The organism is Brachybacterium sp., from assembly GCF_052095815.1.
Classification (GTDB): Bacteria; Actinomycetota; Actinomycetes; order Actinomycetales; family Dermabacteraceae; genus Brachybacterium.
Genome location: NZ_JBQDLF010000017.1, coordinates 41013 through 65652 on the forward strand (window position 1 = coordinate 41013; position 24640 = coordinate 65652).

Genomic DNA, 24640 nt, shown 5'->3' on the forward strand with positions numbered 1-24640 from the left:
AATACCCCGGGAAGTGCCCCCCCCCCAGGGCCCCGCGACCCCCCCCCCCGGGGCGCGGCCGCGGGGGGTGTGTGGCGGCCGCCGCCCGCCCAACACCCGCCCCGCTGGGGCTGCTAACCCCCCCGATCCGGCTGGGGGTCGACCACTCCGGCGCGGAAACGACCGCTCCGGCCCGGGATCTGGCCCGGGCCAGCCGCGGGTTGCCGCGGGGTCGGCCCCTGGTCACCCCGGTCGTGGACTTACGCGCATCGAGGGACGTTTCGCGGCCAGCATCGACAGCGTGCGGTGGATGCGCTCCTCGCTCGGCACCTGCAGTCCTCTCTCCCCGAGGCTCCGACGCAGACGCAGCAGAATCCGACGTGGACGCCAGAGGTCCGTGCCGTTGGCGCGTGCCAGCATCCACCCGCGGGCCGCTAGTTCGTCGCGCCGAGTCTCGTCCGCGCGCCACTGCTCCTTCGTGGTCCGATGACCGTCGCCGTCGTACTCCAGGCCCACGCCGACCTCATCCCACGCCAGATCGATGTAGCGGGTCCGTCCCGTGAGCGGGTCCGGCACCGGGAGATTCGGGAACGGTGCCGGGAACCCTGCCGACTCGAGCATCAGCCTCATCACCGTCTCGCCCGGTGAGCGCACCCGTGTACACGCCAGCGCGAGGGCTCGGCGTGCACGTGCGGTCCCCGCCCCGCCACCAGGCGCCTCGAAGGCCGCACCCAGAGTCCTCATCGTCTGCCCGGGTGACACGGGATCTGGTCCGACCACAGATTCGATCGCCGCGACCACGTCCCACAGCGGAAGCATCGTCGCGAGCTCCCGAATGGTCTCCGCCTGCGACGACACCACGAGCGTGCCGAGCAGTGCGGTGCCGCCAGGTCGCTGCCGATGCACGATGGCGCCCCTCCCTATCCGTCCGCTCTGCTCCGGTGGGACGCGACAGTGCAGTACGGGAAGCTTCGCGTCGACGCCCAGCGCACGGCCCGGCTGCACCGAGGGGATGACCGCGACTCCGTCACGCACCTGCAGGTCGGGGCCTCGGAGGAGGCCGACCCCCTTCTCGAGCGCCCCAGGGATCGGGATGCCCCACAGCAGCGCCGCGGTCGTGTGGCTGAGGACGCTGCCCGGACGGACCCTGTTCTGCAGCACCCACGACATGATGTTGAGCGTCGCAGGGCCGCTGGTGAGGGTCAGATAGCCGGGGAACACCGTGGTGAAGAGGTCCGAGGCGAGATCCCGCGAATGCATGCCGAGTTCCAGCCATGCCGAACGGTGATCCAGCGCCCCCGCGTACCGCCTGAAATCCCTCGCCATTCACCCGACGCTAGAGCCATCCCGACCGTCGTCGGGATGCTCTGGCCGGCTGTGGAAAACCTGCCACTGGGGAGGAACCGTCGCCCGGCCGTCACCGGGCGAGCACGCTCGCCCCACGAGCGGGATCGGTCGATTCCGAGCCAGAATCGCCCCGGAAACGGCTCAGAATTGCACGATTCCGTACACGCCGCGCTGGGTGAGCTGGCAGGGCAGGGCGGGCGGGGCTGGGGCAGGGCAGGGCGGGCTGGCGCAGGGCAGGGCAGGGCAGGGCGGGCGGGCGGGCGGGGCTGGGGCCGGGCAGGGCGGGCGGGCAGACAGGGCGATCCGGCGGGATCAGCCCTCCGCCCCCGCCAGGTCCACCCGCTCAGGATGCGTGTACACGTTCATCCGTCCGTCGCCGTCCTCGGCCGCGCGGGTGAAGCCCACGAGGGTCTGGCCGAACTCCTCAGAGGTCTCGATGGCCAGGGAGCTCGCGGCGGAGACGCAGGCCAGCAGGGGGATCCCGGCCATGCAGGCCTTCTGGGCGATCTCGAAGCTGGCGCGGGAGGAGACCAGCAGGAAGCAGTCCCGCAGCGGCAGCCGGTCTGCGAGCAGCGCCCAGCCGATCACCTTGTCGACCGCGTTGTGCCGGCCCACGTCCTCGCGGACCACCAGGAGGTTCCCCTCGAGGTCCACGAGCGCGGCGGCGTGCACCCCGCCGGTGCGGGCGAAGACGGCCTGCTCGTCGTTCAGGGCGCGGGCGGCGGCGAGGACAACGCGGGGATCCAGCTGCCAGTCCTTCAGCAGCGCGTAGCGGCTCTTCTGCCGCACCGCGTCGATGCTCTCAGAACCGCACACCCCGCAGGCCGAGCTGGTGGTGAAGTTCTTGGTGGCCAGCGGCAGCAGCTGCGGCCGGGTGGTCGTGAAGTCCATGACGTTGTACGTGTTCTGCGCGAAGCCGCTGCCGTCGTCGACCACGGCGCCGTCGCAGTAGCGGGCCTCGGTGATGTCCTCGCGGTGGGCGATGATCCCCTCGCCGTGGAGGAAGCCGTGGATCAGCTCGACGTCATGGCCCGGGGTGCGCATCGTCAGCGAGAGCTGCTGACCGTTCAGGCGGATGTCCAGCGGCTCCTCGACGGCGACGTGGTCGCCCTTGCGGCCGGCGTACAGCCTGCCCTCACGCACCCTGACGGTGCGGATCCGTGCTCTGTCGGTGACCCTGCCCATCCCTTGAGGATAGCCCGCTCACCTGCGGTGCGGCCGTGCCCGGTGGACGCTCCTGGTCGCGGCCGATCTGCCGTCGATCAACCGCCGATCGCTCGCCCGGCGCCGCTCACTCCTCGCTCGGCGCCGCTGACTCCTGGTCGCGCTGTCGCCGCCGGCCCTCTGCGAGATCACGGGCCACGCCGAGCTGCTGCTCCCAGCCGTGGAGGTTCTCCTCGTAGTTGCGACGGCGCACCGCCTCGTCGAGTCCGAGTTTGGCGAAGCCGCGTTCGCGCACGGTGAGCCGCACCAGGTTGCGCTTGGCCGTCCCGGCGGGGTCGATGACGAACTCGACGGTGTTGTTCGGCGCGTCGGAGATCTCGCCGAGGCCGCCGCCGAGCCAGCGGAAGAAGATCCGGTTCGGTGGCTCATGGGCCTCGATCGCGAGCTGGAACCTGCCGTAGACAGGGTCGATGACTTCGGTGAGAGGACCGTGGCGGGTGATGGTGTGCTCTCGGTACTCACCGTCGTTGATGAACCAGCCCGGCTCGCGGATGACCGCGAACACGTTTTCGGCGCTGGCATTGATCAGCACGCTGCGCACGATCTCATCGGGGACCGCACCACCGGCGTGGAGAGCGGATTCGTCAGCCATGACTGTCCTCCTCGGGGTCGGACTGCGGCCTCGTCGCCGCCTGAGAGGAAGCCTGACAGACTTCCGCCATCCCGGCGACCCCCGTACGCTTCGAAAGCAGTCAGCTCGAGGATAGTCAGCGGCGCGCATGCAGCAGCGCGCATGTTGCAGCCCACCCCGCAGTTCCGCCCCGAGGAGCTCCCATGGCCCGTCCGCTCATCGTCACCGAGTTCCTCACGCTGGACGGGGTGATGGAAGCGCCCGGCGGCGGCGATCACCCGCAGGCGGGGTGGACGTTCCAGGGCATCGACTTCGTGCCCGAGGCGTACGAGATCAAGGGCAGCGAGCAGGAGGAGGCGGGCGCGCTGCTGCTGGGCCGCGCCACCTTCGAGGAGGTCGCGCCGGTCTGGCCGGGCATGGACGAGCAGTTCCGCCAGTACAACCGGATGCCCAAGCATGTCGTCTCCACGACGCTCTCGGCCGAGCAGGTCACCGGGACGGGCTGGGAGAACTGCCATCTGCTGCGCGATCTGGACGAGGTGCGGGCGCTCGAGGACACCGACGGTGGGCCGCTCCTGGTGCACGGATCGGCCCGACTGGTGCAGTCGCTCGTCGCCGCGGATCTCGTGGACCGCTACCACCTGCTGACCTTCCCGGTCCTGCTGGGCAGCGGCAAGCGGCTGTTCGCGGCCGACGCCCCGACCCAGCGCCTGGAGCTGGTGCGCTCCGCGGACTTCTCCAACGGGGTGCGGATGGCCGTCTACGACGTCCGCCGGGACACCTCCCCGACGGCCGCCTGAGGGCGACGCCGGGGCCTCGAGGCGCTCGCCGCGCCGAGCTGTGCCCGGGGCCCCGGGCCGAGCGGCGCCTGAGGCGCCGAGATCACTGCGTGCTGGTCAGGACCTCAGGACTTCGTGACCGCCGCGGCGAGCAGGTTCAGGGATTCCTCGAGAGCCGTCTGCGGGATCGCCGGGAAGCCGACCTTCTTGAGCAGCTTCTGATCGGTGACCCTCGACCAGTCGTAGGTCAGGGACACCTCGGTGGAACCGGCGTCCTGGGCCTTCAGCTCGTAGAGCCACTCCCAGCCCAGCGGTTCGGTCGGCGCGCTGCCGTCCTCCCCTTCCGGGGCGGGCTGCCAGCCGATCATCTTGTTCTCGTCATAGGCGGTGACGAAGTTGTGGGTGCGGTAATCGCCGCCCATGGCCTCGCGGTGCATGTTCATCACGAACTTCTCGCCGGACTTGTGGATGCGCTCGGTGTCATCGGCGCTGCGCACAGTGCCGGAGCCATCGAACTCGGGGTGGCGCGCCGGCAGCGTGAGCAGATCGAACAGATCCTTCGCGGGCACATCGACGGTGCGGGTGACGGTCAGGTGGGTCTGGTTGCTGTTCATCTCCCCCACCCTGCCGTCTCCGCTGCGAGATGTCATCCGCGGGCCGACCGTGCGGTTGGCGCGCTGGCATCTGTGCTGGTCACAGCGAGGCGTCGGTCCGTCACAGGGGGTCCGCGACAGCCTCGGCGAGCGGCGTCGGCTCCCGGCCCAGCACCTCCCACACCCCGTCGCCGACCACGTCGAGCGCTCCGGAGGCGATCGCCGTGTAGGTGCTGATCCAGGCGTCAACCTGCCAGTCCGGTGCCCCGTAGGCGGCGCGGGAGGCACGGGCCTCGGCGAGCGTCTCGTCGACGTACTCGTACTCCTCATCGCGAGCACGGGTCATGAGCAGCGTGGCCTCCGCGAGGCTCACCGACACCGGTCCGGTCAGATCCAGGATCCGGCCGGCCCAGTGAGCGGGATCGCGCAGGATCCGGGCGGCCACGTCGGCCACATCGCGCCGAGCCACGAAGGCACAGCGACCGGTGCCGCCCGGTCCCCGGATCACCCGGTCCGGGCCGGCGAAGTCGAGCAGCACGTCGGCGTAGAAGCTGTCCCGCAGAATGGTCCAGGCCAGTCCCGATCCGCGCAGCATCTCCTCGGTCGCGCCGTGGTCGCGGGCGAGGGTGAACTCAGCATCGGCTCCGGCGCCGAGGAAGGACGTGTAGAGCACGTGTCCCACTCCTGCCGCGACTGCGGCGTCGATCGCCGTGCGGTGCTGGGCGAGGCGATCCTCGGCCTCCCCCGCGGAGACCAGCAGCAGGGCGTCGGCCCCGTCGAAGGCGGTGCGGCAGGCGTCTGCATCGGAGAATTCCGCTCGCGCCGTGGCGACGCCCTCGAGCTGCGGGGCGCGGTGCAGGCTGCGCCCCACCATCAGCAGCTCGATCCCGGGCGCCGGGGCCAGCAGCCGGGCCACCTGCCCGCCGACCTTCCCGGTGGCCCCGGTGACCACGATGCGCATCAGACCAGGCCCTTCTCCGTCAGCCAGCCCGAGGCGATGTCAGCGCTGCTGGCCTGGTCCACCACGCTCTGGCGATTGAGCTCGACCAGATCCGCGGCGCTGAGCTGGGCGAGGACCCCGTCGATCGCCGCCGCGGCGGCCTCGTCGATCTTCTCGGACACCACCGGCACCACGTTCTGCGGGAGGATCAGCGACTCAGGGTCCTCGAGCACCACCAGGTCGTTCTCGGCGATGGCGGGGTCGGCGGTGTAGATGTCGGCCAGCTGCACGTCGCCGTCGATCAGCGCCTGCACGGTCAGCGGGCCGCCGGAGTCCTCGACGGGCACGACGGTGAGGTCCACGCCGTAGACGGTCTTGACTCCCTCAGGACCGTAGGGCCGCACCTCGAACTCGCTGTTCGCGGCAACCTTGAGGTCCTCCTCGACACCAGCCAGGTCCCCGATCGTGACCAGGGAGTGCTCGGAGGCGAAGTCGGCGGTGGTGGTGTAGGAGTCCTGATCGGAAGCCTCGGCGAAGGAGAGCACCCGCAGGCCCTCCGGCAGGGCCTCGGCGAGCGCGCCGTGGATCTCCTCCGGGCTCGCGGAGGCGGCCTCAGCGTCGTAATGCTGGAGCAGGTTGCCGAGGTACTCGGGCAGCAGATCCAGCGAACCGGCCTCGAGCTCCGGCATGTACACCTCGCGCTGACCGATCTGGAACTGGCGGTCGACGGTGAACCCCTTAGCCTCGAGGACCTGCGCGAACAGCTCGGCGATGATCTCGTTGGAGTAGTAGGCCTGGGAGCCGATGGCGAGGGTGCCGCCATTCCCGCCCTCGCCGGACCCGGAGTCGGAAGCTCCGCCCTCGCCGCCGGTGCCGTCCTCCTCTGCGAAGGGGTCGGAGCTGCCGCAGGCCGCGGCGCCGAGCGCGACGCCGCCGATGCCGAACGCCCCGAGCAGGTGACGGCGGGTGCTGTGGATGGTCATGGTGTTCTCCTCATGATGGTGCGGGCCGAGTGGGATGTGCGGGAAGGATGGGACCTGCGGACGGGAGCGAGTCATGCCGTCCTCGCCCCGCGCGGGGTGGCGAGGCGCTGGGCCAGCAGCAGGGCCAGATCCAGCATCAGCGCGAGCGCGATCACCAGCAGGGAGCCGGCGATCATCTGCGGATAGTTCTGGGAGCCGAGGCCCTGGAAGATGTACCGGCCCAGCCCGCCGCTGCCGACATAGGCGGCCAGCATCGCGGTCGCGACGACCTGGACGGTCGCGCCGCGGAACCCGCCCACCAGCAGCGGCATGCCCAGCGGGAGCTCGACCCGGGTGAGGATCTGCCATTCGGTCATGCCCTGGGCGCGCGCGGCATCGACGGTGGCGGGATCTGCGGACTCGATGGCGGAATACGCCCCGGCCAGCAAGGACGGGATCGCGAGGATCACGAACGAGAGCAGCGGGGCGGTGAGCCCGATCCCCACCAGCAGCGCGAACAGGGTCACCAGGCCCAGGGTGGGCAGGGCGCGGGCGGCGCCGGCCGCGGCCACGGCGAGGCCCTTGAAACGGCCCGTGTGGCCAACGTACAGGCCGACGGGCACCGCGAGCAGCGCTGCCACGAGCACCCCCAGGGCGGTATAGCCGAGGTGCTCGAGCGTGCGCAGGGGGATGCCGCCCGGACCGGACCAGTGCGCCGGGTCGGTGAGCCAGGCGAGGGAGCCGACGTAGGGATTTCCGGTCATGCTCTGCGCACCTCCCTCTGCCGGGTCCAGGGCATCACCGCGCGGCCCAGCAGCACCAGCAGTGCGTCGGTGAGCAGCGCGAGGGCGGCGGTGACGACGATCCCGGCGGCGATCTCCGCGACGATCCCGCGTCGTACACCGTCGACGAACAGCATGCCCAGGCTCGGCACGCCGAGCACCCCGCCGACGGTGACCAGCGAGATGGTGCTCACCGCGACCACGCGCACCCCGGCCAGCAGCACCGGACCGGCCAGCGGCAGCTCGACCCGGAGGAACCGAGCGGCCGGCGCGTAGCCCTGGGCGGTCGCGGAGCCGAGCACGTCCCGGCTCACCGAACGGAAGGCATCCGAGGCGGTGGGAACCATCAGCGCGAGCCCGTACAGGGACAGCGCGATCGAGATGTTCACGGGGCTGCGCACGTTGGTGCCGATCAGGCCCGGCAGCAGCACGAACAGTGGCAGCGAGGGGATCGCGTACATCAGGGAGGAGGTGGTGGTCACGGAGGTGCGCAGCCAGCCGCGGGCGTTGGCGAGCTTCGCGAGCGGCAGCGAGAGCAGGAACGCCACGAGGATCGGCGGCAACGCCTGGAGGAGGTGAGCGCCGGTGTAGCCGCCGATCACCTCGAGGTTCTCGAGCACCCAGTTCACGAGGGCCGCTCCCCCATCGGGCCGTCGCCGGCGCGTCCGGCCGTCTGTGCAGCGAGCACCCCGGCGGGCCGCCCGTCGGCGTCGACCACGACGTCGCGGCCGTCGACGCGTTCGATGTGGAGGGTGCGGGCGCCGCGGTCCGCGCCGACGAAGCTCGCGACGAAGTCGTCGGCAGGATCGGCGAGGATCTCCTGCGGGGTGCCGACCTGGGCGATGATCCCGCCGGGCTTCAGGATCACCACGCGATCGCCGAGCAGGAACGCCTCATCGATGTCGTGGGTGACGAAGACGATGGTCTTGCGCAGCTCGTGCTGGAGGCGCTGCAGCTCGCGCTGGAGCTCGTGGCGCACGATCGGGTCCACGGCGCCGAAGGGCTCGTCCATCAGCAGGATGTTGGGGTCGGCGGCGAGGCCGCGCGCCACGCCGACGCGCTGCTGCTGGCCGCCGGAGAGCTGGGAGGGATAGCGCCCGGCGAGTGCCGCCTCCAGCCCCACGGTCTCCATCAGCTCGTGCGCGCGCTCGCGGGCCTCGCGCTTGGCGGTGCCGCGCAGCACGGGCACGGTGGTGATGTTGTCCAGCACGGTGCGGTGCGGGAGCAGGCCCGAGGCCTGCATGACGTAGCCGATGCTGCGGCGCAGCTGGACGGGGTCCAGGCTGGCCACATCGTCGCCGTCGATGTGGACGCGTCCGGAGGTGGGGTCGACCATGCGGTTGATCATCCGCATCAGCGTGGTCTTCCCGGAGCCGGAGGAGCCGACCAGCACCACGGATTCGTGGGAGGCGATCTCGAGGTGGAAATCCTGCACGGCGAGCGTCCCGCCCGGATATTCCTTCCGGACGTTCTCGAATCCGATCACGGGGCCTCCCAGAGGGGGTCGGGCCGACGAGCTGTCACTGCCGGAAGGCCCAGCCTACCGAGAGCGCCCGACCGGTGGACGACACGGCCGGAAGCAGACCGGCTGGTCGGCGCGCAGCATTCAGGTCACCAGCGCAGCGATCCGCGGGCGCACCGAGACGCTGAGGTCGTGGCGATGGACCACGAGCGCCTGGCCCTCCCCCACCTCGAGGTATCCGGTCTGGGGGATCCCGGTGGAGGCGACGATGACCCGGTCGGCATCGATGCGATAGCGCAGCGAGTAGTTGTCCGCGGTGTGGTGGGGCCGGGCCTGCGCGGGATCGGACTGCTGGTAGGCGATTAGCAGGTCCGGGGTCATGTACAGGCAGTTCAGCGCCTCCGGCACCCTGGTCCCGTGCTCGAGGCTCAGCGCGGTGATCTCCGCGGCGGCGCGCTGCACGGCGGTCGCGGGGTCAGTGTCCCGGGCGTGCAGCTCGATCAGCGAGAAGTAGAGCTCGGAGTCAGTGGTGCCCTCGGGGGTGCGGCCGCCGCGGGCGAGCACCGCCTCGCCCAGGCCCTCCGGCAGGTCGAACTGGCCGTTGTGCGCGAACACGGTCTCGCCCTCGCGGAAGGGGTGGGTGTTGTCGATCCGCAGCGCCAGACCCGGGCTCGCCTTGCGCAGGTGGATCAGCATCATCGGGCCGGTCGCTGAGCGCACCGCCTCGCGATAGGCGGCGGATTCACGCGCCACGTCCAGGTGCCGACGGATCCGCGGCCGACGGGGGTTGGGCAGCGGCATCGGCCGGGCATCGCTCGCTTCAGCGTCGGCCGGCCTCTCACTCCCGCCGGCCGCACCGGACCCCTCCGGCGAACCAGCCCCATCGGCCGCCTCGAACCAGGCCACCCCCCAGCCGTCGCTGTGCACCTCGGACTGCGCGGTGAACGGCTCGATCTCCTCCGCGACCGCGCGATCCAGGGAGATGGGCTCACGGGAGACGACACCGAGCAGACGGCACATGCACAGACCAGCTTTCGAGTGGTGGAGGGAAGACGGCGCTCAGTGCGGCGCAGGGCTCAGCTCGATGCGGCGCGGGCCTTCATCCGCGCATCGAGCACGAGCGCGATGCGGGTGAGCAGGAAGTTGATGACGATGTAGATCAGCGAGACGACCAGGTAGGTCTGCACCAGGTAACGGGTGATCGAGACCAGCGTCTTGCCCTGGAACTGCAGCTCGTTGTAGCTGACCACATAGCCGAGCGTGGAGTCCTTGAGCAGGGTCACGAGCGCCAGGATCAGGCTGGGCAGCACCAGGCGCACCGCCTGCGGCAGCACCACGGAGAACATCGCGTCACGTCGGCTCAGCCCGATCGCCGCCGCGGCCTCGTGCTGGCCGATGTCCACGGCCTTGATGCCGGCGCGGAACACCTCTGCGGTGGAAGCGCTGGAGACCAGGATCATCGGGATCACGAGCATCCAGAACCGTGGGAAGGTGACGCCGAAGGCGGGCAGGGCGAGCAGGAAGGCGTAGACCACCAGCAGCATCGGGATGCCGCGGAAGAACTCGATCCAGGTGATGGCCGCGCCGTTGAGCAGCGAGAAGCGTGAGATCCGCGCGAGCGCCAGCAGCAGTCCGAAGGGGAAGGCGACCACCGCCGCGATCGCGGTCACCTTGAGGGTGCCCCAGAGGCCCTGTCCGAGGAATGCGAGGTAGTCCACCCGCAGGTAGACGATCCACTTGTTCGGGTCCAGCTGACCGTTGGCGTGGAACTGCCACAGCGCTCCGGCCAGCAGCGCCGCGATCGCGAGCATGCTGAGGACCGACAGCAGCAGGATGCGGCGGCGGCCCTTCGGACCGGGGGCGTCGAAGAGGACCTGGGTGGCGGTGCTGGACGTGGCTGTGCTCATCTCCCCATCTCCTCCCGCTCGTTCCTCGCAGTTCGTCGACCGAAGGTGGTGCTCATGCCTGTGCTCCTGCCGTGACGTCCAGCGTGGTGCGGGACTGTGAGCGGGAGGCACCCTTGGACGGTGCCACGGCCCGTTCGATCACGCCGCCGAGCGCCGCACCGCCCAATGACATCCCGAGGTAGACGGCGCCGGCGACCAAGAACATGACCACGGCCCGCCCTGACTGGATGTTCAGGGTCTGGGTGACCCAGGTGATCTCGCTGACCGCGATCGCCGAGCACAGGGCAGAGCCGATCACGGTGCCGATGAAGACGTTCACCAGCGGCTGGACCATGGAGCGGAACGCCTGCGGCAGCACCACGAAGCGCAGCGTGCCGAAGAAGCCCAGCCCGATCGAGCGCGCCGCCTCGGCATGCCCGATCGGCACCGTGTTGATGCCCGAGCGCACGTTCTCGCACACGAAGGCGGCCGAGGAGAGGGTCAGCCCCAGCACGCCGCACCAGAAGTACGGCAGCAGCAGGCCGACGTCCGGCAGTCCGAAGGCGATCAGGATCAGCAGGCTCAGCAGGGGGATGTTGCGGAAGATCTCGACATACACCGCGGACCCCCAGCGCAGCGGCGGGATCGGGCTGACCCGGAAGATCGCGAGCACCGTGCCGAGGATCAGGGCGAAGCCGTAGCCGAGCACCGTGAGCGCGACGGTAAAGCCGATGCCCTGCAGCAGCAGCGGAAGATTCTCCGCGAGCAGGGCGACGCTGTCTCGCAGGTACTGGATGATCCCGTCTGACTCGTCCATGGGGTGCCTCTCGGTGCGGTCGGGGGCCGACGGGGATCGCCCGGCATGGGCGATCCCCTTCCGCGCGGAGGGCGGTCGGCGTCGTCAGAGGCTCAGGGAGCCTCCGACGGATCAGGCGGGGAGCTCGCCGGGGACGGGCGGCTCGGGGGCTTCGCCGTCGATGACCTCGCCGACGGTCGAGGTCCACAGCTCCTGCCAGGTGCCGGAGTCGATGATCTCCTGCAGGAAGGTGTTGACGAAGTCAACGGCATCCTCGCTGTCCTTCGACAGGCCGATGCCGTAGGGATCGTCCACGAAGGGCTCGCCCACCACGGTGACCTCAGGGTCCGCGGCGGAGTTGCCCAGCAGCACGCCCTGGTCAAGGACGTACGCGTCCACGCGGCCCTGCTTGAGCGCGGCGACGCAGGACTCGTTGTCCGGGAGGGTCTCGACGCTCTCGGGATCCGTCACGAACTCCTCGATGGCCTGGATCCCGGTCGAGTTCGCCTGGGTGACGAGCTTGAGCCCGGTGAGGTCCTCGGGGCCGGCGATCGTCTCGGCATCCTCGGTGCGCACCTGGATCGCGGTACCGGAGAGGTAGTACGGCCCGGCGAAGTTGATGACCTCGAGGCGCTCGGGGGTGATCGAGTAGGTCGCGATCACGCAGTCCACGGTGCCGTTCTGGACGAGGGTCTCGCGGGTCTCGACGGTGGTGTCGATGTACTCGACCTTCTCCTCCCCACCCTCGCCGAGGATGTACTTGGCCAGCAGCTGGGTGATTCCGGCGTCGAAGCCGGTGGGCTGCCCGCCGGAGACGCTGGCCAGCGAGAACACCTGGTTGGCGACGGTGCCGCCGCGCACCAGCTGGTCCTTGTCCTTGATGGCGGTGGCCCAGGGGCTCGCCGCGATGGCGTCGTCCGAGGCGATCGGCCCGGAGGCGATCACGTCGCCGGAGCCCCCGCCCTCGCCGCCGCCGTCGGAGGCATCGGAGTCGCCGCCGCCGAGGTCGGGGCCTGCGCCGGTGTCGGAGGAGCAGGCGGCGAGGCCGATCAGCGGCAGGGCTGCGGCGGCGGCGACGACGGCGCGGCGGCCGGGTCGGAAGCTGGTGGACGTCATGGTTCTCTCCATTTTTTGAGCTGCTCCAGAAGGAGCGGCGGGTCAGGTCCGGCAGGTGCCGGAGGTCCGCTGTCGCGGTGGTCGGTGGGGGTCCTGCTCAGGTCTGCGGACGACGGACTCTGCGGGCCTCGCCGGGCGCCGTGTCAGTGGGCGAGGATCTTGGACAGGAAGGCCTTCGCCCGCTCGCTGCGCGGGGCGGTGAAGAACTCCTCGGGGTCGCCCTGCTCGACGATCTCACCCTGGTCCATGTAGACCACGCGATCGCAGACGTGCCGGGCGAAGCCCATCTCGTGGGTGACCACGAGCATCGTCATGCCCTGCTCGGCGAGTTCGGTCATCACGTCGAGGACCTCGTTGATCACCTCGGGGTCCAGCGCCGAGGTGGGCTCGTCGAAGAGCAGCGCCTTGGGCTTCATGGCGAGCGCGCGGGCGATCGCGACTCGCTGCTGCTGGCCGCCGGAGAGCGCGGTGGGCAGGGAGTTCGCCTTGTCGGAGAGGCCGACGCGCTCGAGCAGCTCCATCGCCTGCTGATCCGCCTCGGCCTTGGACACCCCGCGCACCTTCCGCGGACCGAGGGTCACATTGTCGATCGCCTTGAGGTGCGGGAAGAGGTTGAAGCTCTGGAACACCATGCCCACGTCGGCGCGCAGCCGGGTGAGCTCCTTGCCCTCCTCGGGCAGGAGCTCTCCGTCGATGGTGATCTCGCCGGCGGTGATGGTCTCCAGGCGGTTCAGGCAACGGCACAGGGTCGACTTGCCGGAGCCGGAGGCGCCGATCAGCGCGACCACCTCACCGCGGTGGATGTCCAGGTCGATGTTCTTCAGCGCTTGGAAGTCGCCGAAGAACTTGTCGACGCCCCGCGCAGAGATCAGGGGCTCCCCGATCGTCGTCCCTCGGTGCGCCTCCCGCGGCGTGCTGCTCTCGTTCATTCTCCGAGAATGCTGTGCTCCGAGCCATCTGTCCACATCACGGCACAGGTGACCGCATGTCGGAACGCTTTCGTGACCGGCGTTCACGCTGGCGGGCGGGGCGCACAGCTCGCGCCCCGCCCGGGGTGGTGCTCAGGCCCGGTATGCGCCCTGGTAGACCGCGTCGAACGGGGTCGCGCCTTCCTGGCGATGCTCGATCGAGCTGGTGACCACGGCCTTGGCGGTGCGCGCGGCCTCCAGCGGGGTGGCGCCCTTGGCGAGCTCCGCGGTCACCGCGGCGGCCAGGGTGCAACCGGCGCCGGAGACCCGGTGCTCGCCGATCTTGGGGCTGCGCAGCTCGACGGTCTGCTCCCCGTCGTAGAACACATCCACTGCGTCGTCGCCCTCGAGCACCACCCCGCCCTTGGCCAGCACCACCACGTCATAGATGTCGTGGATGCGGCGGGCGGCTTCGGTGAGGTCCTCGACGGACTCGATGCTGTCCATCCCGGAGAGGGTCAGCGCCTCGAAGTGGTTGGGGGTGACGAAGGTGGCCAGCGGCAGGATCTTCTCCTTGAGCGCGTTGTCGGTGTCGAGCGCCGCACCGGGCTCCTGGCCCTTGCAGATCAGCACCGGGTCCAGCACCACGTTCGTGAAGGAGCGCTCGGAGAGCGAGGCGGCGACGGTGTCGATCGTGGTCGGGGTGCCGAGCATGCCGATCTTCACGGTGTCGATCTCATGCACCGCGGTCGTCGCTTCGATCTGGTCCGCGATCACCTGCGGATCGACCGGCACGAAGCGGTGCGCCCAGTTGTTCTTCGGATCGAAGGAGACGATGCAGGTCAGCGCCGCGGTGCCGAAGGTCCCCAGCTGCTGGAACGTCTTGAGATCGGTCTGGGCACCTGCGCCGCCGGTGGTCTCGGAGCCGGCGATGGTGAGGGCGACGTGCGTCATGGGGGCCTTCCTTGGAGGTGTCGTGGCGGTGCCGTGCGCACGTGGCCCGTCAGACGTGACGAACCGGGCCGACGCAGCGGCGGTGACCGCGCGCTCCCAGGGCTCGGAACCCGGTGGGTCCCGCCTGCCCGTCGCAACGGTCGGGCCGCGCGCTCCCAGGGTCCGGGGCGCCTGTGAGTTCGCTCCGTCCCGTCGCAGCGGCCGACCTCCGATGGTAACGCCTCGGGTACAGTGCCGCTCGTGCTGACCCCGGACTCGACGACGGAGAAGAACACTCCGTCCCCCTCCTCCCCGGGGACCGCTGCGCCTCGAGGAGCCGTGCGCCGCGGGGCTCCGGGACTGCTGGCGGAGCATCTGGGTCCCACCCTGAAGTTCCTGCTGGTGGGCGGGGTGGTGTTCCTGCTCGATGCCGCGATGTACAACGTGCTGGTGTTCTGGCATCCGACCCACGGCTGGGGCGAGGGGCTGATGCATGCGAACCCGTTGACGGCGAAGATCATCGCCATCGCCATCGCGTCCTGCCTGACCTATCTCGGCAACCGGCTGTGGACCTTCGGGGACCGCCCGCGCCCGGACACCACCCGCTCGATCATGATGTTCATCCTGATCAACCTCATCGCGACCGCTCTGCAGCTGTCCTGCCTGGGGTTCTCGCGCTATGTGCTGGGGCTGGACACGGTGCTGGCGGACAACATCTCCGGCACCTTCATCGGCCAGATCGTCTCGACCTCCTTCCGCTATGTCACCTACGGCCGCTTCGTCTTCCCCCGGCGCTGAGCCGAGCCCGTCGAGATGTCTGCTCCTGCCCTGATGACTGCTCCTGCCCTCACGACCGGTCCGGCCCCCCTGCTCGCCACGGGTCCCACCTGGCCGGGCGACTGGTCCACCTTCTGGCCCGACATGGTGATCGGCTGCATCACGGGCCTGATCATCGGCCTCGCGCTATGGCTGCTGGACATCTGGGCCGACCAGCGCCATTCCCGCAAGGTCGCACGCCGGGTCTCGCTGCGGATCGTGCAGCCGCTGCTGCTGGTCCTCCAGCGGCCGACGTACACACAGGGTTTCAGCGAGATCGCGGTGCTCCCCCGCAAGCACCGCACGGCCCTGTCCCTCATCGAGCAGTCCGACCTCGACGACTGGCATGAGGAGCTCGCCACCGAGCTCACCGAGACGCTGCGCGACTACCGCGGCCGGCTGTGGAATCTGCAGGCCGACGCCGATGACCTCGAGCAGGCCGTCGAGCGCTGGTTCACCGTGCACCGCACCCCGCCGGTGGTGCGGGAGTGGGTCGAGGCCCGGCTGCTGGGGGCCAGCGATGACTACCTGCGCGCGATGGTCCGCGCCGAGGACGACTACGACGAGATCGCCGCCGCCGGCGGCCAGATCGTCTCCAGCCGACTGGTGCGCAAGCATGCCCGGGCCTATGGGCAGGCACTGCGCAAGGCCGACCGCACCCGGCAGCGCCTGATGCCGATCCTGATCGAGAACGTGCGGCGGCGCTCGAACCGCTGAGACGCCTCCAGCGCACCTCGCCGCACTGTCGGCTGCAGAGTGCCGGCGGCACGCTCTGCGCTCTGCGGCCCGGCGTCGCTCTCCGCCTGCGCCCTGACGGCGCTCTCTGACAGACTCGGGGACATGGAGATCTCAGGCCCCTGGACCCGTGCCACCGCCGCTGCCGGGCTGCTGAAGGACGGCGTGGCCCGCCCCACCGTCTTCGCCCGGATGTCGGCCCGCGCCGCAGAGCACCAGGCGCTGAACCTCGGCCAGGGCTTCCCCGATGACTCCCCGCCGCCGGAGGTGGCCGAGGCCGCGGTCGCAGCGATCCGCGAGGGCAGGAACCAGTACCCGCCCGGTGCCGGGGAGGCGGTGCTGCGCGAGGCGATCGCGGAGCACCAGGCCCAGTGGTACGGCGTGAGCTGGGATCCCGCCACCGAGGTGCTGGTGACCACGGGTGCGACCGAGGCGCTCGCCGCGACGATCCTGGCGCTGGTCGAGCCGGGGGACGAGGTGATCACGCTCGAGCCCTTCTACGACCAGTACGCGGCGGTGATCGCCCTGGCCGGCGGGGTGCACCGCACGGTGCCGGTCACCTCCCGTCCCGCCTCCGGCTCTGGCTCCGACGCCGCGCCCGACGCCGGCTTCGGTCCTGGCTCCGATGCCGACGCCGACGCCGACGCCGACGCTGGCTCGGGCGATCTAGTGCTGGATGTCGACGAGGACGCGCTGCGTGCGGCATTCTCTGACCGCACCCGTCTGGTGCTGGTGAACACCCCACATAACCCCACCGGGCTGATGCTGTGGGTCGGCGCGCTGCAGGCGATCGTCGACGAGGCCGTCGCGCACGACGCGCTGATCGTCACCGACGAGGTCTATGAGCACCTCACCTTCGGTCCCGCCCACCTGCCGATCGCGACCCTGCCCGGGGCGCAGGACCGCACCATCTCGATCTCCTCGGCGGGCAAGACGTTCTCGGTGACGGGCTGGAAGATCGGCTGGATCACCGCCCGTCCCGAGCTGATCACCGCGATCACCGGGGTGAAGCAGTGGCTGACCTATTCCTCCGGAGCACCCTTCCAGCCTGCGGTGGCGGTGGGGCTGGCGATGCCGCCGTCGGCCTTCCACGATCTCGCCGCCGATCTGCGCGAGCGCCGGGACCTGCTCACTAACGGGTTGCGTGAGATCGGCTTTCGGGTGAGCGTGCCCGAGGCCGGATACTTCACCGTCGCGGACGCGGGCCCGCTGGGAGAGCCCGACGCCGACGCCCTCGCCGACCGCCTGCCCGCCGAGGCCGGGGTGGTGGCGATCCCGCTGTCCGCCTTCTACCGCGACGGCCAGGCCGGCGAGGCGAGCGCCTACCTGCGGATGGCGTTCTGCAAGTCCCGCACCACGATCGAGCGGGCCCTCGAGCAGCTCGATGCCTGGGCGGCGCCGCGCCGCTGAGCGATCAGCGCCGCCCGGTCAGCTGACGGCCGCCCACGCCGCTACCTCGCTGCAGGCCGACGTGGCCTTGACGGTCAGTGCTCCAGTCAGGCGGCCTTCACCCAGGTGTCGTCGGCGCTGAAGTTCCACAGCGGACGGACGACGAAGCTGCCGGCCTTCACCTCATCCACCGGGACGATGATCCCGTAGTCCCAGCTCCCACTATCGCCGTCGTTGAGGGTGTCGACGTAGATTCGACTCTCCGGAGTCAGCGCGCCCTCGTCCGAGTAGGTCCCGCCGGCCTCGCTGCGGTACTCGAGGCTGAGCAGCAGCATCGGCTCCGCCGAGTCGTCGCCGTGATAGGTGACCGAGACCGGGACCAGGATGTAGGTCTGGTTCTCGGAGACCTCGGTGTTGGTCGAGCTGGACGCCATCACCGCCTCCGTCGCTTCCCAGTTGATCTCACCGATCGTGATGTCGAGGGTGCCGCCCTCCCCATCCTCGAGCGTGAACTGCTGGCCGAGCGCGTACGGGCTGTCCTCGGTGCCGCCGCCGTCACCGGCCGGGGCCTCCGAGGGCTCCTCGCTGGGCTCTTCCGACGGTTCTTCGCTGGGCTCTTCCGAGGGCTCCTCACTCGGCTCCTCGGACGGCTCCTCACTGGGCTCCTGCGTGGTGGTCTCGCCACCTCCGGTGGGCTCTCCACCGCTGCGGGTGAACAGGAAGATGCCGCCGCCCACCACGATCAGCAGCAGCGCGAGCACTGCGCAGCCGGCGCAGATGATGATCGGGAGCTTGTTGGACTTCTTCGGGGGTGCGCCCTGCGGTGCGAAGCCCTGCCCGCCGCCGTCCCCGAAGCTCGGAGCGAAAGAGGGGTCCTGCCCGTATCCGGCGTTCGGGGAGGCCTGGTCGTAGCCCTGCTGGCCGTAGCCCTGCTGGCCGGATCCGGCCTGGTCCTGGCCATAGCCCTGCGACGGCTGCGACGGCGAGCCGTAGCCGCCCGGTGCGGGCTGCTGGGCATGGGAATCGTCGGACGGGGGCTGGCCCCATCCGTTCTGCGGTGGCTGCGACATGTTCTGCTCCGACGCCGGTGACGGCGCCGTCCCCTCTCTGCTGACACGACCTGCGATGGCCGAGACCCCCTGGGCCTGTGCGCCACATCGTACGGCGCGTTCAGGCCCCGTCCCGATTCGGTCTGGTCGCTATCAGGTCACGAAGCACGCCGCCCCGGGCCCGGCCGGAGCCAGGTCCCGGGGCGGCGGACAGCAGGGTGCTGCTCAGCCGCGGCCGGTGAACAGCTCCCCGTGGAAGGTGCGGCCGGTGGCCCGCTGGGAGGCGCCCGAGGCGTCGAGGTAGGGAGTGATGCCGCCGCGATGGCGGGGGAAGCCGGCGCCGAGGATCAGCGCGAGGTCCACCTGCTCGGGTCGCTCGACCACACCGCTCTCGAGCATCAGGGAGATCTCCTCGGCCAGTCCGTCCTGGACCTTCTCGAGCAGCGCCTCGCCGACGGGAGCCTCCGCACCCGCATCGCTGTGCGCCGCGGCAGCACTGTGCGGTGCTGCGGCGAAGACCTCGGCCACGGTCGGGGAGACCGGCGGGTGCACAGCCGTCTTGCTGCGCTCGGTGAAGTGGGCCTTCTTCTCGGCCATCGCATGCAGTCCCGTGGAGGCGTGGAAGCGGTCCCCGAGCTCCTCGGCGAGCACCGTGCCCACGTGGTCCGCAACGGCGAGGCCCACCAGGTCCAGCAGCTCGAAGGGCCGCATCGGCATGCCGAGCGCGTCGAGGGAAGCATCGACCTCCGCCGGATCAGCGCCCGCGTCGACGGAGGCGAGGACCGCGCCGAGCACCCGGAACAGCAGCCGGTTGACGATGAAGCCGGGAGCATCGGCGCTGCGCACCGCGAACTTCCGCAGCCTGCGCACCACCTCGAGGCCGGTGGCGAGGGTGGCCTCGTCGGTCGCGCCGGTGTGGATCACCTCGACCAGCGGCATCTTCGCGACGGGGTTGAAGAAGTGCAGGCCCACGACGCGCTCGGGATGGGCGAGGCCCTCCGCCATCTGCGTCACCGAGAGCGAGGAGGTGTTGGTGACCAGCAGCGCGTCCTCCGCGAGGACGGTCTCGAGCTCCGCGAAGACGGACTGCTTGATCTTCAGCACCTCGGGCACGGCCTCGAGCACGAGGTCGCAGCCGGCGAGCTCCTGGAGGTCCGTGGTGGCGGAGAGGTTCTCGGAGATCTGGGCGGCGGCCGCCTCGTCGAGCAGCCCCCGCGCGGCGGTCTGGGCGATGACCTCGCGGGCCGCGGCGAGGCCCTTGGCGGCGATCTCCGTATCGAGATCCCGCATTACGACCGGGACCTGCAGGCCGAGAGCGAGCTGGGCGGCGATCTGCGAGGCCATCAGCCCCGCGCCGGCCACGCCCACCCGGCGGATCTCGCGTGCGCCCTCGACGGGGGCGCGTCCGGGCTTGCCGCGACGCAGCAGCTCGGCGGTGTACATCGAGGCCGCGGCACCGTCACTGCGCACCAGCTCCTCGAGGGCAGCAGCCTCCCGGGCGAGGGCGTCGGGGAGGGTGGAGCCCGGGAGCTGCTGCAGCAGCTCCAGGGCGCGGCCGACGGCGGGGGCGCCCTGCGCCTCGAGCCGAGCGGCCCAGGTGCGGCGGGTCTCGGCCGGGCCGTGGGCGGCATCGAGCGCATCGCGCAGCGCCTCCGCCTCCGGCGTATCGGCGGCGGGCAGCGGTGCGGTGCGGCCGCCCCAGGCACCGTCGGCCGCGACGGTGCCGGTGGGAGCGGATTCGGCGAGCGCGGGATCGACCACGTCGGCGTCGGCCTCGTCGAGGTCGTCATGCGCGGCGACCAGGGCGGCGAACTCGTCGAGCGCTTCGTCCAAGTCCTCCGCGAGCTCGTCGACCAGTCCGATCTCAAGGGCCTGCTCGGCGTTCAGCTGCCGGTCGCGGGCCGGGTCCTCGAGGATCATCCGCACCGCGTTATCGGCGCCGACGACTGCCTGCAGCAGGGTGGTGCCGCCCCAACCGGGCAGGATGCCGAGGCTGGTCTCGGGCAGACCCAGGCCGCGCACTGCGGGGCCCGCGGTGCGGACGTCCGCCATCAGCGCCACCTCCAGGCCGCCGCCGAGGGCGACCCCGTTGAGGTGGGCGAGCACTGGAACCGAGCTGGTGCGCACGCGGACCTGCAGGTCATGGGCGGCGCTGGTCATGCCCTTGACGTTCGCGACCGCGGTGGGGTCGGCGAACATCGACAGGTCGGCGCCGGCGAGGAAGACGCGGCCGGTGCCGGTCATGGCGATCGCCTGGATCTCCCCGGCCTCGGCACGATCCAGGGCGGCACCGATCGCGCCGGTGACGGCGTCGATCGAACGTGGCCCGAGGGTGGCGGGACGTCGCTCCTCCCCCTCCGGCGGGGCGAAGGTCAGCACGGCTACCGTGCCCAGTCCGGGATGCTCGCGGTCCTCGGCCAGGACTCGGGTGACGTGCTCGGTGTAGCTGCTCATCAGTGACCTTTCGCGATCTCTTCGTCGAGGGCAGGCGACATCCGCAGGATTGTCTGATACTGCGGGTTTCATGTAGATCATGCCTCAGGTCGACGGCAGGTGTCCACCGACGCCCGCCGTTCCCACCGCGAGCGCGGCAGCTCACGTCACCGGCTCCACGTGCCAGCTCCAGGTGCCGGCCCAGGATGCAGTCCGAGGCACTGGCTCGAGGCGCTGGCTCAGGGCGCTGGCTCAGGATGCCGCCATCCAGGCTCCCTCCTCAGTCACCTGCATATCGTCGAGGAGCACGAAGTGCCCTCCACCCTCGACCTCTGCAGGGAGCTCGAAGGCGAGCTCCGAGAGGAAGGTGCCTCCTGCGGTGACACCGCGCTGCTCGAGGAGGTCGTCGTAGTGCGGGGTCACGACGAAGGCACGGCTGTGCTCGGTGCCGTCCTCGGCGATATAGACCGCCCGCATCCAGACCTGCAACGACGAGGGGTAGTCGCTGTCATCGTGATAGAGACCCTCGAGCGTGAGCAGCACGTACTTGTTTCCCTCCTCCGGCTCGGCATTGAGGGAGTTGGCCTCCAGGATCTCGGAGGTCGCATCCCAGTCCATGGCGGTCGCGGTCACGTCGACGTCAGCTCCGAGCGTGGTGGAGTGGAACGGGAAGGTGCTCCCGAAGGGCACGGCATCCTCGGGCCCCACCGGCATCTCGTCGAAGGTCGGGGGCGTCGTCTCCGTGCCCTGCTCGTCCCCGCCGCCGTCGGACCCTCCGCCGGCGATCGAGATCCCTCCCCCGTGCTGGAGGGCGCGCACGCCGAAGAATCCACCGACGCCGAGCACGAGTCCGGCGATCACGGAGAGGCAGCCGACGGTCAGGTAGAAGGAGGTGCGAGGAGCCCGCGCAGGCAGTGGCTCGGTGAGGGCGGTGCGGTGCGAGGGGTGAGGGGGTGGGCTCTGGTGCATGGCGGTGCGCGACGCGGGAGCGGACTCGTGGCCCGCAGTGCGACGGTCTCCCCTCCTCGGCGGACAGTTCAGGTCGGGATCGCACTCCACGATCCGCCGTCACGCTAGCGCACGCGCGGCCGCTTGCGGTGAGCACCTTCACTCAGCACCCCGGTCAGCGCCCTCGAGCAGGGGCGCCCGCCAGCGGTCATGCGGTCGTGAAGTACAGGATCTCCCCGGTGAACGTCTCCACACCCAGCCGGAAGGTGTCGACCTCCCGCTCAGGGACCAGGTAGGCGCTGCGGAACTGCGCGCTCTCGCCGCTGCCCAGCGGGCTGATCGACGTCATCGGGTCCGGGACCAGGCCCTGGGCGATATCGGGGAAGTAGGTGCGATCCGATTCACCGGTCAGCCAGAGCTCCTCCACGGGAGCCAGCTGGCCGGGCCCGTCGTAGCGCACTGCAAAGGTCACCAGGACCAGTCGGTAGCCGTCCTGGACCACGTCCTTGCCGTCCGCTCCGGGAGCGGTAGCCGCGAGGTCCACCTCGAGCGGGGTGACGCTGAGAGCTCCATCGGTCCAAGCCGTCCAGCTGACGGTGTGCTCTCCGATGGTCGCCGGGCGGTCGTACCCGCCGGTCCCGTCGGTCACCTCCCGTCCTGCGGAGTCGGTGACGGTGCCTGGCTCCCGTTCCTGGGAGGCCTGCGAGGCGGGCACGCTCGCGCTCTCCTCCTCACTGGCAGGGGCAGCTGCGGGCGTCGCGGGGGACGGGGCGCCGAGCCGCTGCAGCCCGCCCACCACGAGGCCGACGACCGCGACCAGCGCGGCCGCCTGCACGAAGACGATGGCGACGATCGCCCAGGCCGGCAATCCACTGCGGCGCGGCTCCTCGTCGAGGGGCTCCTGCGGGTCGTAGGTGAAGGAGGGAGCCCCGAAAGGTGCGTCGTCCTGGACGATGTCGTGCGGGACCGGTTCCCCCGGCACTGAACGGGCGGCGTCCCTGCTGCGGCCTGGCTGATCGTCACCGAGGCTCGGCGGCTCAGGGCCGGCCGCCAACGCCCGGCCTGTCGAGCCGAGCCCACGATCGGGCAACGCGAGAGGCGCCGGCTCGGACGGGTCGGTGAGGTCCTCCCAGTCATAGCCGGTGGAAGAATCCCGCCCCTGTGCCATGCCATCGAGCATAGGCGCGCCGGGCCCGCGATTCGACCCCTCCCCTGCCTCCGTTGCCGACCGCTGCGCGCCGACTCTGCCGATCCCTACCCGCTGTCTCTACCAACCCCCTGTCCGCTGTCTCTGCCGATCCCGGCCCGCTGTCCCGAAGGAAGTCTGCCTGCACTCCTTCCATGCACAACCATGTGGTTGTAGGTTCTTGACATGCAGAGGAACGACCACGACCGGGCGGATGCCTGGTTCCACGCGCTCTCGGATCGCACTCGGCGGGACATCCTGCGCCGGGTGCTGGAGCACGAGCAGTCGGTGTCCTCCCTGGCCCGGAACTACTCCATGAGCCTCACGGCGGTGCAGAAGCACGTTGTGGTGCTCGAGCGGGCCGGGCTGATCATCCGACGCCGTCACGGCAGGGAGACCCTGACCCGCGGCGACGCCGGAACCCTCCGCTCCGCCTCCGAGCTCCTCACCGAGCTCGAGCGCGGCTGGCGGGACCACATCACCCGTATTGACGAGCTGTTGGAGTCCGACCCCGCACCCGTTCCATCCCACCGGGACCCCGCGCCCACCACGAAGGAGTGACCATGCCTGTCACCGACATCACCCATGATCTGGAGAACCTCACCCTCACGATCACCGCGCAGTTCGCCGCGCCGGTGGAGCGGATCTGGGAGGTCTACGCGGATCCGCGTCAGCTCGAGAAGGTGTGGGGGCCCGTGGGGTATCCCGCCACCGTGGTCGAGCACAACCTCACCCCCGGCGGCCGGGTCACCTATTTCATGACCGGCCCCGAGGGCGAACGCTTCCCCGGGTACTGGAAGGTGCTCGCGGTCCAGGAGCCGGACTCCTTCACCTACGAGGACGGGTTCGCCCATGACGACTTCTCGCCGAACACCGAGCTGCCGGTCTCGACCTGCGTGAGCATCTTCACCGCCCAGGACGGCGGCACCCGGGCGGTCTACGTGACCACCTTCGCCAGCCGGGAGGGGCTGCAGACCGTGCTCGACATGGGCGTGGAGGAGGGGTCTCGCTCGGCGATCGACCAGATCGACGCGCTGGTCGCCTGACCACCCCTCCGATCCCATGCGCAGCGCCCCCGGTCACCATGGGTGAACGGGGGCGCTGCGGGAGAGCTGCCGCGGGCGGGGCTTACGCCGCCCCGGGATCAGGCGGCTTCGGGGCTCAGGCGGCCTCGACCCACTGCCCTTCGACGAGCACCTCATCCAGGGGGAGCGAGCCGGCGACGACGAAGTGACCGCCTTCGGGAAGGTCGGCCGGCGTCATGAACACGAAGTGCATGGTGCCGGACTCACCATCCTGCAGTGCCAGCTTGCTGGTGGTATCCGGGGTGACGACGCCGGCATCCTCATAGGGAGTGCCGTCGGCCGCGACGTAGTCGATCGGACCGAACGCGAAGGAGTTGAACGTGTCCGGTCCGTGGTAGGTCATCTCGGCCTGGACCATGATGTATTTGCCCTGGTCCGTGGGCTGCGGGTTGTGGCTGTTCTGCTCGCTCACCCATTCGGTGGCATCCCAGTTCACGTCGCCGATGACGATGTCCATCGAGCCGGCGAAATCGTTGGGGTCCTCGAGGGTGACGACGGTGCCCTGGGGCACTGCGTTGGCCTCGCCGACGGGCGCCGCCTCCTCGGTGGGCTCGGTGGTCTCCTCGGGCTCGGTGGTCGCGCCCTCCACGGGCTCCGAGGTCTCTTCCTCGGGGTCGGTGGTCTCCTCCGGTGCGGTGGACCCCTCCTCGGCCGGGGACTCCTCCTGCGAGGAGGTGGGCTGCTCCTCATCGCCGCTGCCCATCAGCGCGCGGACGCCGAA

At 70.5% G+C, this 24640-nt stretch carries 26 protein-coding genes; 6 read left to right on the forward strand and 20 right to left on the reverse strand.

What is annotated here, in order from left to right; translation table 11 throughout:
* Nucleotides 1–222: 222 nt before the first annotated feature.
* The 3 genes from ACTH43_RS08810 to ACTH43_RS08820 form a co-directional block, all read right to left on the reverse strand.
* The gene (locus ACTH43_RS08810) at nucleotides 223–1239 is read right to left on the reverse strand and encodes a hypothetical protein (protein WP_441444535.1); all 1017 of its coding nucleotides are present in this window, start codon (nucleotides 1237–1239) and stop codon (nucleotides 223–225) included.
* Between the two features lie 399 nt (nucleotides 1240–1638).
* Nucleotides 1639–2511, reverse strand: coding sequence for a formate dehydrogenase accessory sulfurtransferase FdhD (gene fdhD, locus ACTH43_RS08815; protein WP_441444536.1), 873 nt, complete (start codon nucleotides 2509–2511; stop codon nucleotides 1639–1641).
* Nucleotides 2512–2617: 106 nt separating this feature from the next.
* A complete protein-coding gene (locus ACTH43_RS08820) occupies nucleotides 2618–3142 on the reverse strand; it encodes a polyketide cyclase (protein ID WP_441444537.1) in 525 nt (174 codons plus the stop codon).
* A 182-nt stretch (nucleotides 3143–3324) separates the two neighbouring features.
* Between ACTH43_RS08820 and ACTH43_RS08825 the strand changes: the two genes are divergently transcribed.
* On the forward strand, nucleotides 3325–3921 hold the full coding sequence (locus ACTH43_RS08825) for a dihydrofolate reductase family protein (protein ID WP_441444538.1): 597 nt from the start codon (nucleotides 3325–3327) through the stop codon (nucleotides 3919–3921).
* Nucleotides 3922–4025: 104 nt separating this feature from the next.
* On the opposite strand, the gene ACTH43_RS08830 is transcribed toward ACTH43_RS08825, so the two are convergent.
* From ACTH43_RS08830 to ACTH43_RS08885, 12 genes are all read right to left on the reverse strand, one after another.
* A complete protein-coding gene (locus ACTH43_RS08830) occupies nucleotides 4026–4514 on the reverse strand; it encodes an SRPBCC family protein (RefSeq protein WP_441444539.1) in 489 nt (162 codons plus the stop codon).
* Between the two features lie 100 nt (nucleotides 4515–4614).
* Entirely contained in the window at nucleotides 4615–5454 is an 840-nt protein-coding gene (locus ACTH43_RS08835; RefSeq protein WP_441444540.1) for an SDR family oxidoreductase, read from the reverse strand.
* Entirely contained in the window at nucleotides 5454–6416 is a 963-nt protein-coding gene (locus tag ACTH43_RS08840) for an ABC transporter substrate-binding protein (protein WP_441444541.1), read from the reverse strand. Before ACTH43_RS08840 ends, ACTH43_RS08835 begins: the two co-directional genes overlap by 1 nt.
* Before the next feature lie 71 nt (nucleotides 6417–6487).
* Nucleotides 6488–7159, reverse strand: coding sequence for an ABC transporter permease (locus tag ACTH43_RS08845; RefSeq protein ID WP_299303133.1), 672 nt, complete (start codon nucleotides 7157–7159; stop codon nucleotides 6488–6490).
* Complete coding sequence (locus ACTH43_RS08850) at nucleotides 7156–7806, reverse strand: ABC transporter permease (protein WP_441444542.1); 651 nt, start codon at nucleotides 7804–7806, stop codon at nucleotides 7156–7158. Before ACTH43_RS08850 ends, ACTH43_RS08845 begins: the two co-directional genes overlap by 4 nt.
* On the reverse strand, nucleotides 7803–8663 hold the full coding sequence (locus ACTH43_RS08855) for an ABC transporter ATP-binding protein (protein ID WP_441444543.1): 861 nt from the start codon (nucleotides 8661–8663) through the stop codon (nucleotides 7803–7805). The genes ACTH43_RS08850 and ACTH43_RS08855 overlap by 4 nt, the downstream gene beginning before the upstream one ends.
* 120 nt (nucleotides 8664–8783) lie before the next feature.
* Nucleotides 8784–9659, reverse strand: coding sequence for a class II glutamine amidotransferase (locus ACTH43_RS08860; protein WP_441444544.1), 876 nt, complete (start codon nucleotides 9657–9659; stop codon nucleotides 8784–8786).
* Between the two features lie 56 nt (nucleotides 9660–9715).
* On the reverse strand, nucleotides 9716–10546 hold the full coding sequence (locus ACTH43_RS08865) for an amino acid ABC transporter permease (RefSeq protein WP_441444545.1): 831 nt from the start codon (nucleotides 10544–10546) through the stop codon (nucleotides 9716–9718).
* Between the two features lie 52 nt (nucleotides 10547–10598).
* Nucleotides 10599–11342, reverse strand: coding sequence for an amino acid ABC transporter permease (locus ACTH43_RS08870; protein WP_299303144.1), 744 nt, complete (start codon nucleotides 11340–11342; stop codon nucleotides 10599–10601).
* Nucleotides 11343–11453: 111 nt separating this feature from the next.
* On the reverse strand, nucleotides 11454–12437 hold the full coding sequence (locus ACTH43_RS08875; protein WP_299303146.1) for a glutamate ABC transporter substrate-binding protein: 984 nt from the start codon (nucleotides 12435–12437) through the stop codon (nucleotides 11454–11456).
* Between the two features lie 143 nt (nucleotides 12438–12580).
* Nucleotides 12581–13366 (reverse strand): amino acid ABC transporter ATP-binding protein, encoded by a 786-nt coding sequence (locus ACTH43_RS08880; protein ID WP_441444546.1) that lies wholly within the window; start codon nucleotides 13364–13366, stop codon nucleotides 12581–12583.
* A 132-nt stretch (nucleotides 13367–13498) separates the two neighbouring features.
* Nucleotides 13499–14299, reverse strand: a complete 801-nt coding sequence (locus ACTH43_RS08885) for a hydroxymethylpyrimidine/phosphomethylpyrimidine kinase (protein WP_441444547.1) — start codon at nucleotides 14297–14299, stop codon at nucleotides 13499–13501.
* Between the two features lie 240 nt (nucleotides 14300–14539).
* On the opposite strand from ACTH43_RS08885, the gene ACTH43_RS08890 reads away from it, so the two are divergent.
* From ACTH43_RS08890 to ACTH43_RS08900, 3 genes are all read left to right on the forward strand, one after another.
* Nucleotides 14540–15076, forward strand: a complete 537-nt coding sequence (locus ACTH43_RS08890; RefSeq protein ID WP_441444548.1) for a GtrA family protein — start codon at nucleotides 14540–14542, stop codon at nucleotides 15074–15076.
* Nucleotides 15077–15109: 33 nt separating this feature from the next.
* On the forward strand, nucleotides 15110–15811 hold the full coding sequence (locus ACTH43_RS08895; RefSeq protein ID WP_441444549.1) for a hypothetical protein: 702 nt from the start codon (nucleotides 15110–15112) through the stop codon (nucleotides 15809–15811).
* Between the two features lie 123 nt (nucleotides 15812–15934).
* Nucleotides 15935–17239, forward strand: coding sequence for an aminotransferase class I/II-fold pyridoxal phosphate-dependent enzyme (locus ACTH43_RS08900; protein WP_441444550.1), 1305 nt, complete (start codon nucleotides 15935–15937; stop codon nucleotides 17237–17239).
* 86 nt (nucleotides 17240–17325) lie between these two features.
* Here the strand turns inward: ACTH43_RS08900 and ACTH43_RS08905 are convergent, their stop codons facing one another.
* The 4 genes from ACTH43_RS08905 to ACTH43_RS08920 all read right to left on the reverse strand — a co-directional run bounded on the left by ACTH43_RS08905 (nucleotide 17326) and on the right by ACTH43_RS08920 (nucleotide 22816).
* Entirely contained in the window at nucleotides 17326–18288 is a 963-nt protein-coding gene (locus ACTH43_RS08905) for a hypothetical protein (RefSeq protein ID WP_441444551.1), read from the reverse strand.
* A 204-nt stretch (nucleotides 18289–18492) separates the two neighbouring features.
* Nucleotides 18493–20721 carry a 3-hydroxyacyl-CoA dehydrogenase NAD-binding domain-containing protein gene (locus tag ACTH43_RS08910; protein WP_441444552.1) on the reverse strand — a complete coding sequence of 743 codons (2229 nt, stop codon included), beginning with the start codon at nucleotides 20719–20721 and terminating at the stop codon, nucleotides 18493–18495.
* Nucleotides 20722–20952: 231 nt separating this feature from the next.
* The gene (locus ACTH43_RS08915; RefSeq protein ID WP_441444553.1) at nucleotides 20953–21669 is read right to left on the reverse strand and encodes a hypothetical protein; all 717 of its coding nucleotides are present in this window, start codon (nucleotides 21667–21669) and stop codon (nucleotides 20953–20955) included.
* 187 nt (nucleotides 21670–21856) lie between these two features.
* The gene (locus ACTH43_RS08920) at nucleotides 21857–22816 is read right to left on the reverse strand and encodes a hypothetical protein (RefSeq protein WP_441444554.1); all 960 of its coding nucleotides are present in this window, start codon (nucleotides 22814–22816) and stop codon (nucleotides 21857–21859) included.
* Nucleotides 22817–23020: 204 nt separating this feature from the next.
* Between ACTH43_RS08920 and ACTH43_RS08925 the strand changes: the two genes are divergently transcribed.
* Nucleotides 23021–23395, forward strand: a complete 375-nt coding sequence (locus ACTH43_RS08925) for an ArsR/SmtB family transcription factor (RefSeq protein WP_441444555.1) — start codon at nucleotides 23021–23023, stop codon at nucleotides 23393–23395.
* A 2-nt stretch (nucleotides 23396–23397) separates the two neighbouring features.
* On the forward strand, nucleotides 23398–23880 hold the full coding sequence (locus tag ACTH43_RS08930) for an SRPBCC family protein (protein ID WP_441444556.1): 483 nt from the start codon (nucleotides 23398–23400) through the stop codon (nucleotides 23878–23880).
* 115 nt (nucleotides 23881–23995) lie between these two features.
* Here the strand turns inward: ACTH43_RS08930 and ACTH43_RS08935 are convergent.
* Nucleotides 23996–24640: hypothetical protein (locus tag ACTH43_RS08935; RefSeq protein ID WP_441444557.1), on the reverse strand; the 645-nt coding region annotated here is incomplete at its 5' end.

What these genes read in the sequence shown, in the direction of transcription:
- ACTH43_RS08915 (WP_441444553.1), bottom strand. Translation starts at nt 21,669, where the DNA reads ATGCACCAGAGCCCACCCCCTCACCCCTCGCACCGCACCGCCCTCACC.
- ACTH43_RS08910 (WP_441444552.1), bottom strand. Translation starts at nt 20,721, where the DNA reads ATGAGCAGCTACACCGAGCACGTCACCCGAGTCCTGGCCGAGGACCGC.
- ACTH43_RS08825 (WP_441444538.1), top strand. Translation starts at nt 3,325, where the DNA reads ATGGCCCGTCCGCTCATCGTCACCGAGTTCCTCACGCTGGACGGGGTG.
- ACTH43_RS08865 (WP_441444545.1), bottom strand. Translation starts at nt 10,546, where the DNA reads ATGAGCACAGCCACGTCCAGCACCGCCACCCAGGTCCTCTTCGACGCC.
- ACTH43_RS08830 (WP_441444539.1), bottom strand. Translation starts at nt 4,514, where the DNA reads ATGAACAGCAACCAGACCCACCTGACCGTCACCCGCACCGTCGATGTG.
- ACTH43_RS08905 (WP_441444551.1), bottom strand. Translation starts at nt 18,288, where the DNA reads ATGTCGCAGCCACCGCAGAACGGATGGGGCCAGCCCCCGTCCGACGAT.
- ACTH43_RS08900 (WP_441444550.1), top strand. Translation starts at nt 15,935, where the DNA reads ATGGAGATCTCAGGCCCCTGGACCCGTGCCACCGCCGCTGCCGGGCTG.
- ACTH43_RS08860 (WP_441444544.1), bottom strand. Translation starts at nt 9,659, where the DNA reads ATGTGCCGTCTGCTCGGTGTCGTCTCCCGTGAGCCCATCTCCCTGGAT.
- ACTH43_RS08930 (WP_441444556.1), top strand. Translation starts at nt 23,398, where the DNA reads ATGCCTGTCACCGACATCACCCATGATCTGGAGAACCTCACCCTCACG.
- ACTH43_RS08810 (WP_441444535.1), bottom strand. Translation starts at nt 1,239, where the DNA reads ATGCATTCGCGGGATCTCGCCTCGGACCTCTTCACCACGGTGTTCCCC.
- ACTH43_RS08920 (WP_441444554.1), bottom strand. Translation starts at nt 22,816, where the DNA reads ATGGCACAGGGGCGGGATTCTTCCACCGGCTATGACTGGGAGGACCTC.
- ACTH43_RS08845 (WP_299303133.1), bottom strand. Translation starts at nt 7,159, where the DNA reads ATGACCGGAAATCCCTACGTCGGCTCCCTCGCCTGGCTCACCGACCCG.
- ACTH43_RS08875 (WP_299303146.1), bottom strand. Translation starts at nt 12,437, where the DNA reads ATGACGTCCACCAGCTTCCGACCCGGCCGCCGCGCCGTCGTCGCCGCC.
- ACTH43_RS08840 (WP_441444541.1), bottom strand. Translation starts at nt 6,416, where the DNA reads ATGACCATCCACAGCACCCGCCGTCACCTGCTCGGGGCGTTCGGCATC.
- fdhD (WP_441444536.1), bottom strand. Translation starts at nt 2,511, where the DNA reads ATGGGCAGGGTCACCGACAGAGCACGGATCCGCACCGTCAGGGTGCGT.
- ACTH43_RS08870 (WP_299303144.1), bottom strand. Translation starts at nt 11,342, where the DNA reads ATGGACGAGTCAGACGGGATCATCCAGTACCTGCGAGACAGCGTCGCC.
- ACTH43_RS08835 (WP_441444540.1), bottom strand. Translation starts at nt 5,454, where the DNA reads ATGCGCATCGTGGTCACCGGGGCCACCGGGAAGGTCGGCGGGCAGGTG.
- ACTH43_RS08880 (WP_441444546.1), bottom strand. Translation starts at nt 13,366, where the DNA reads ATGAACGAGAGCAGCACGCCGCGGGAGGCGCACCGAGGGACGACGATC.
- ACTH43_RS08820 (WP_441444537.1), bottom strand. Translation starts at nt 3,142, where the DNA reads ATGGCTGACGAATCCGCTCTCCACGCCGGTGGTGCGGTCCCCGATGAG.
- ACTH43_RS08885 (WP_441444547.1), bottom strand. Translation starts at nt 14,299, where the DNA reads ATGACGCACGTCGCCCTCACCATCGCCGGCTCCGAGACCACCGGCGGC.
- ACTH43_RS08925 (WP_441444555.1), top strand. Translation starts at nt 23,021, where the DNA reads ATGCAGAGGAACGACCACGACCGGGCGGATGCCTGGTTCCACGCGCTC.
- ACTH43_RS08895 (WP_441444549.1), top strand. Translation starts at nt 15,110, where the DNA reads ATGACTGCTCCTGCCCTCACGACCGGTCCGGCCCCCCTGCTCGCCACG.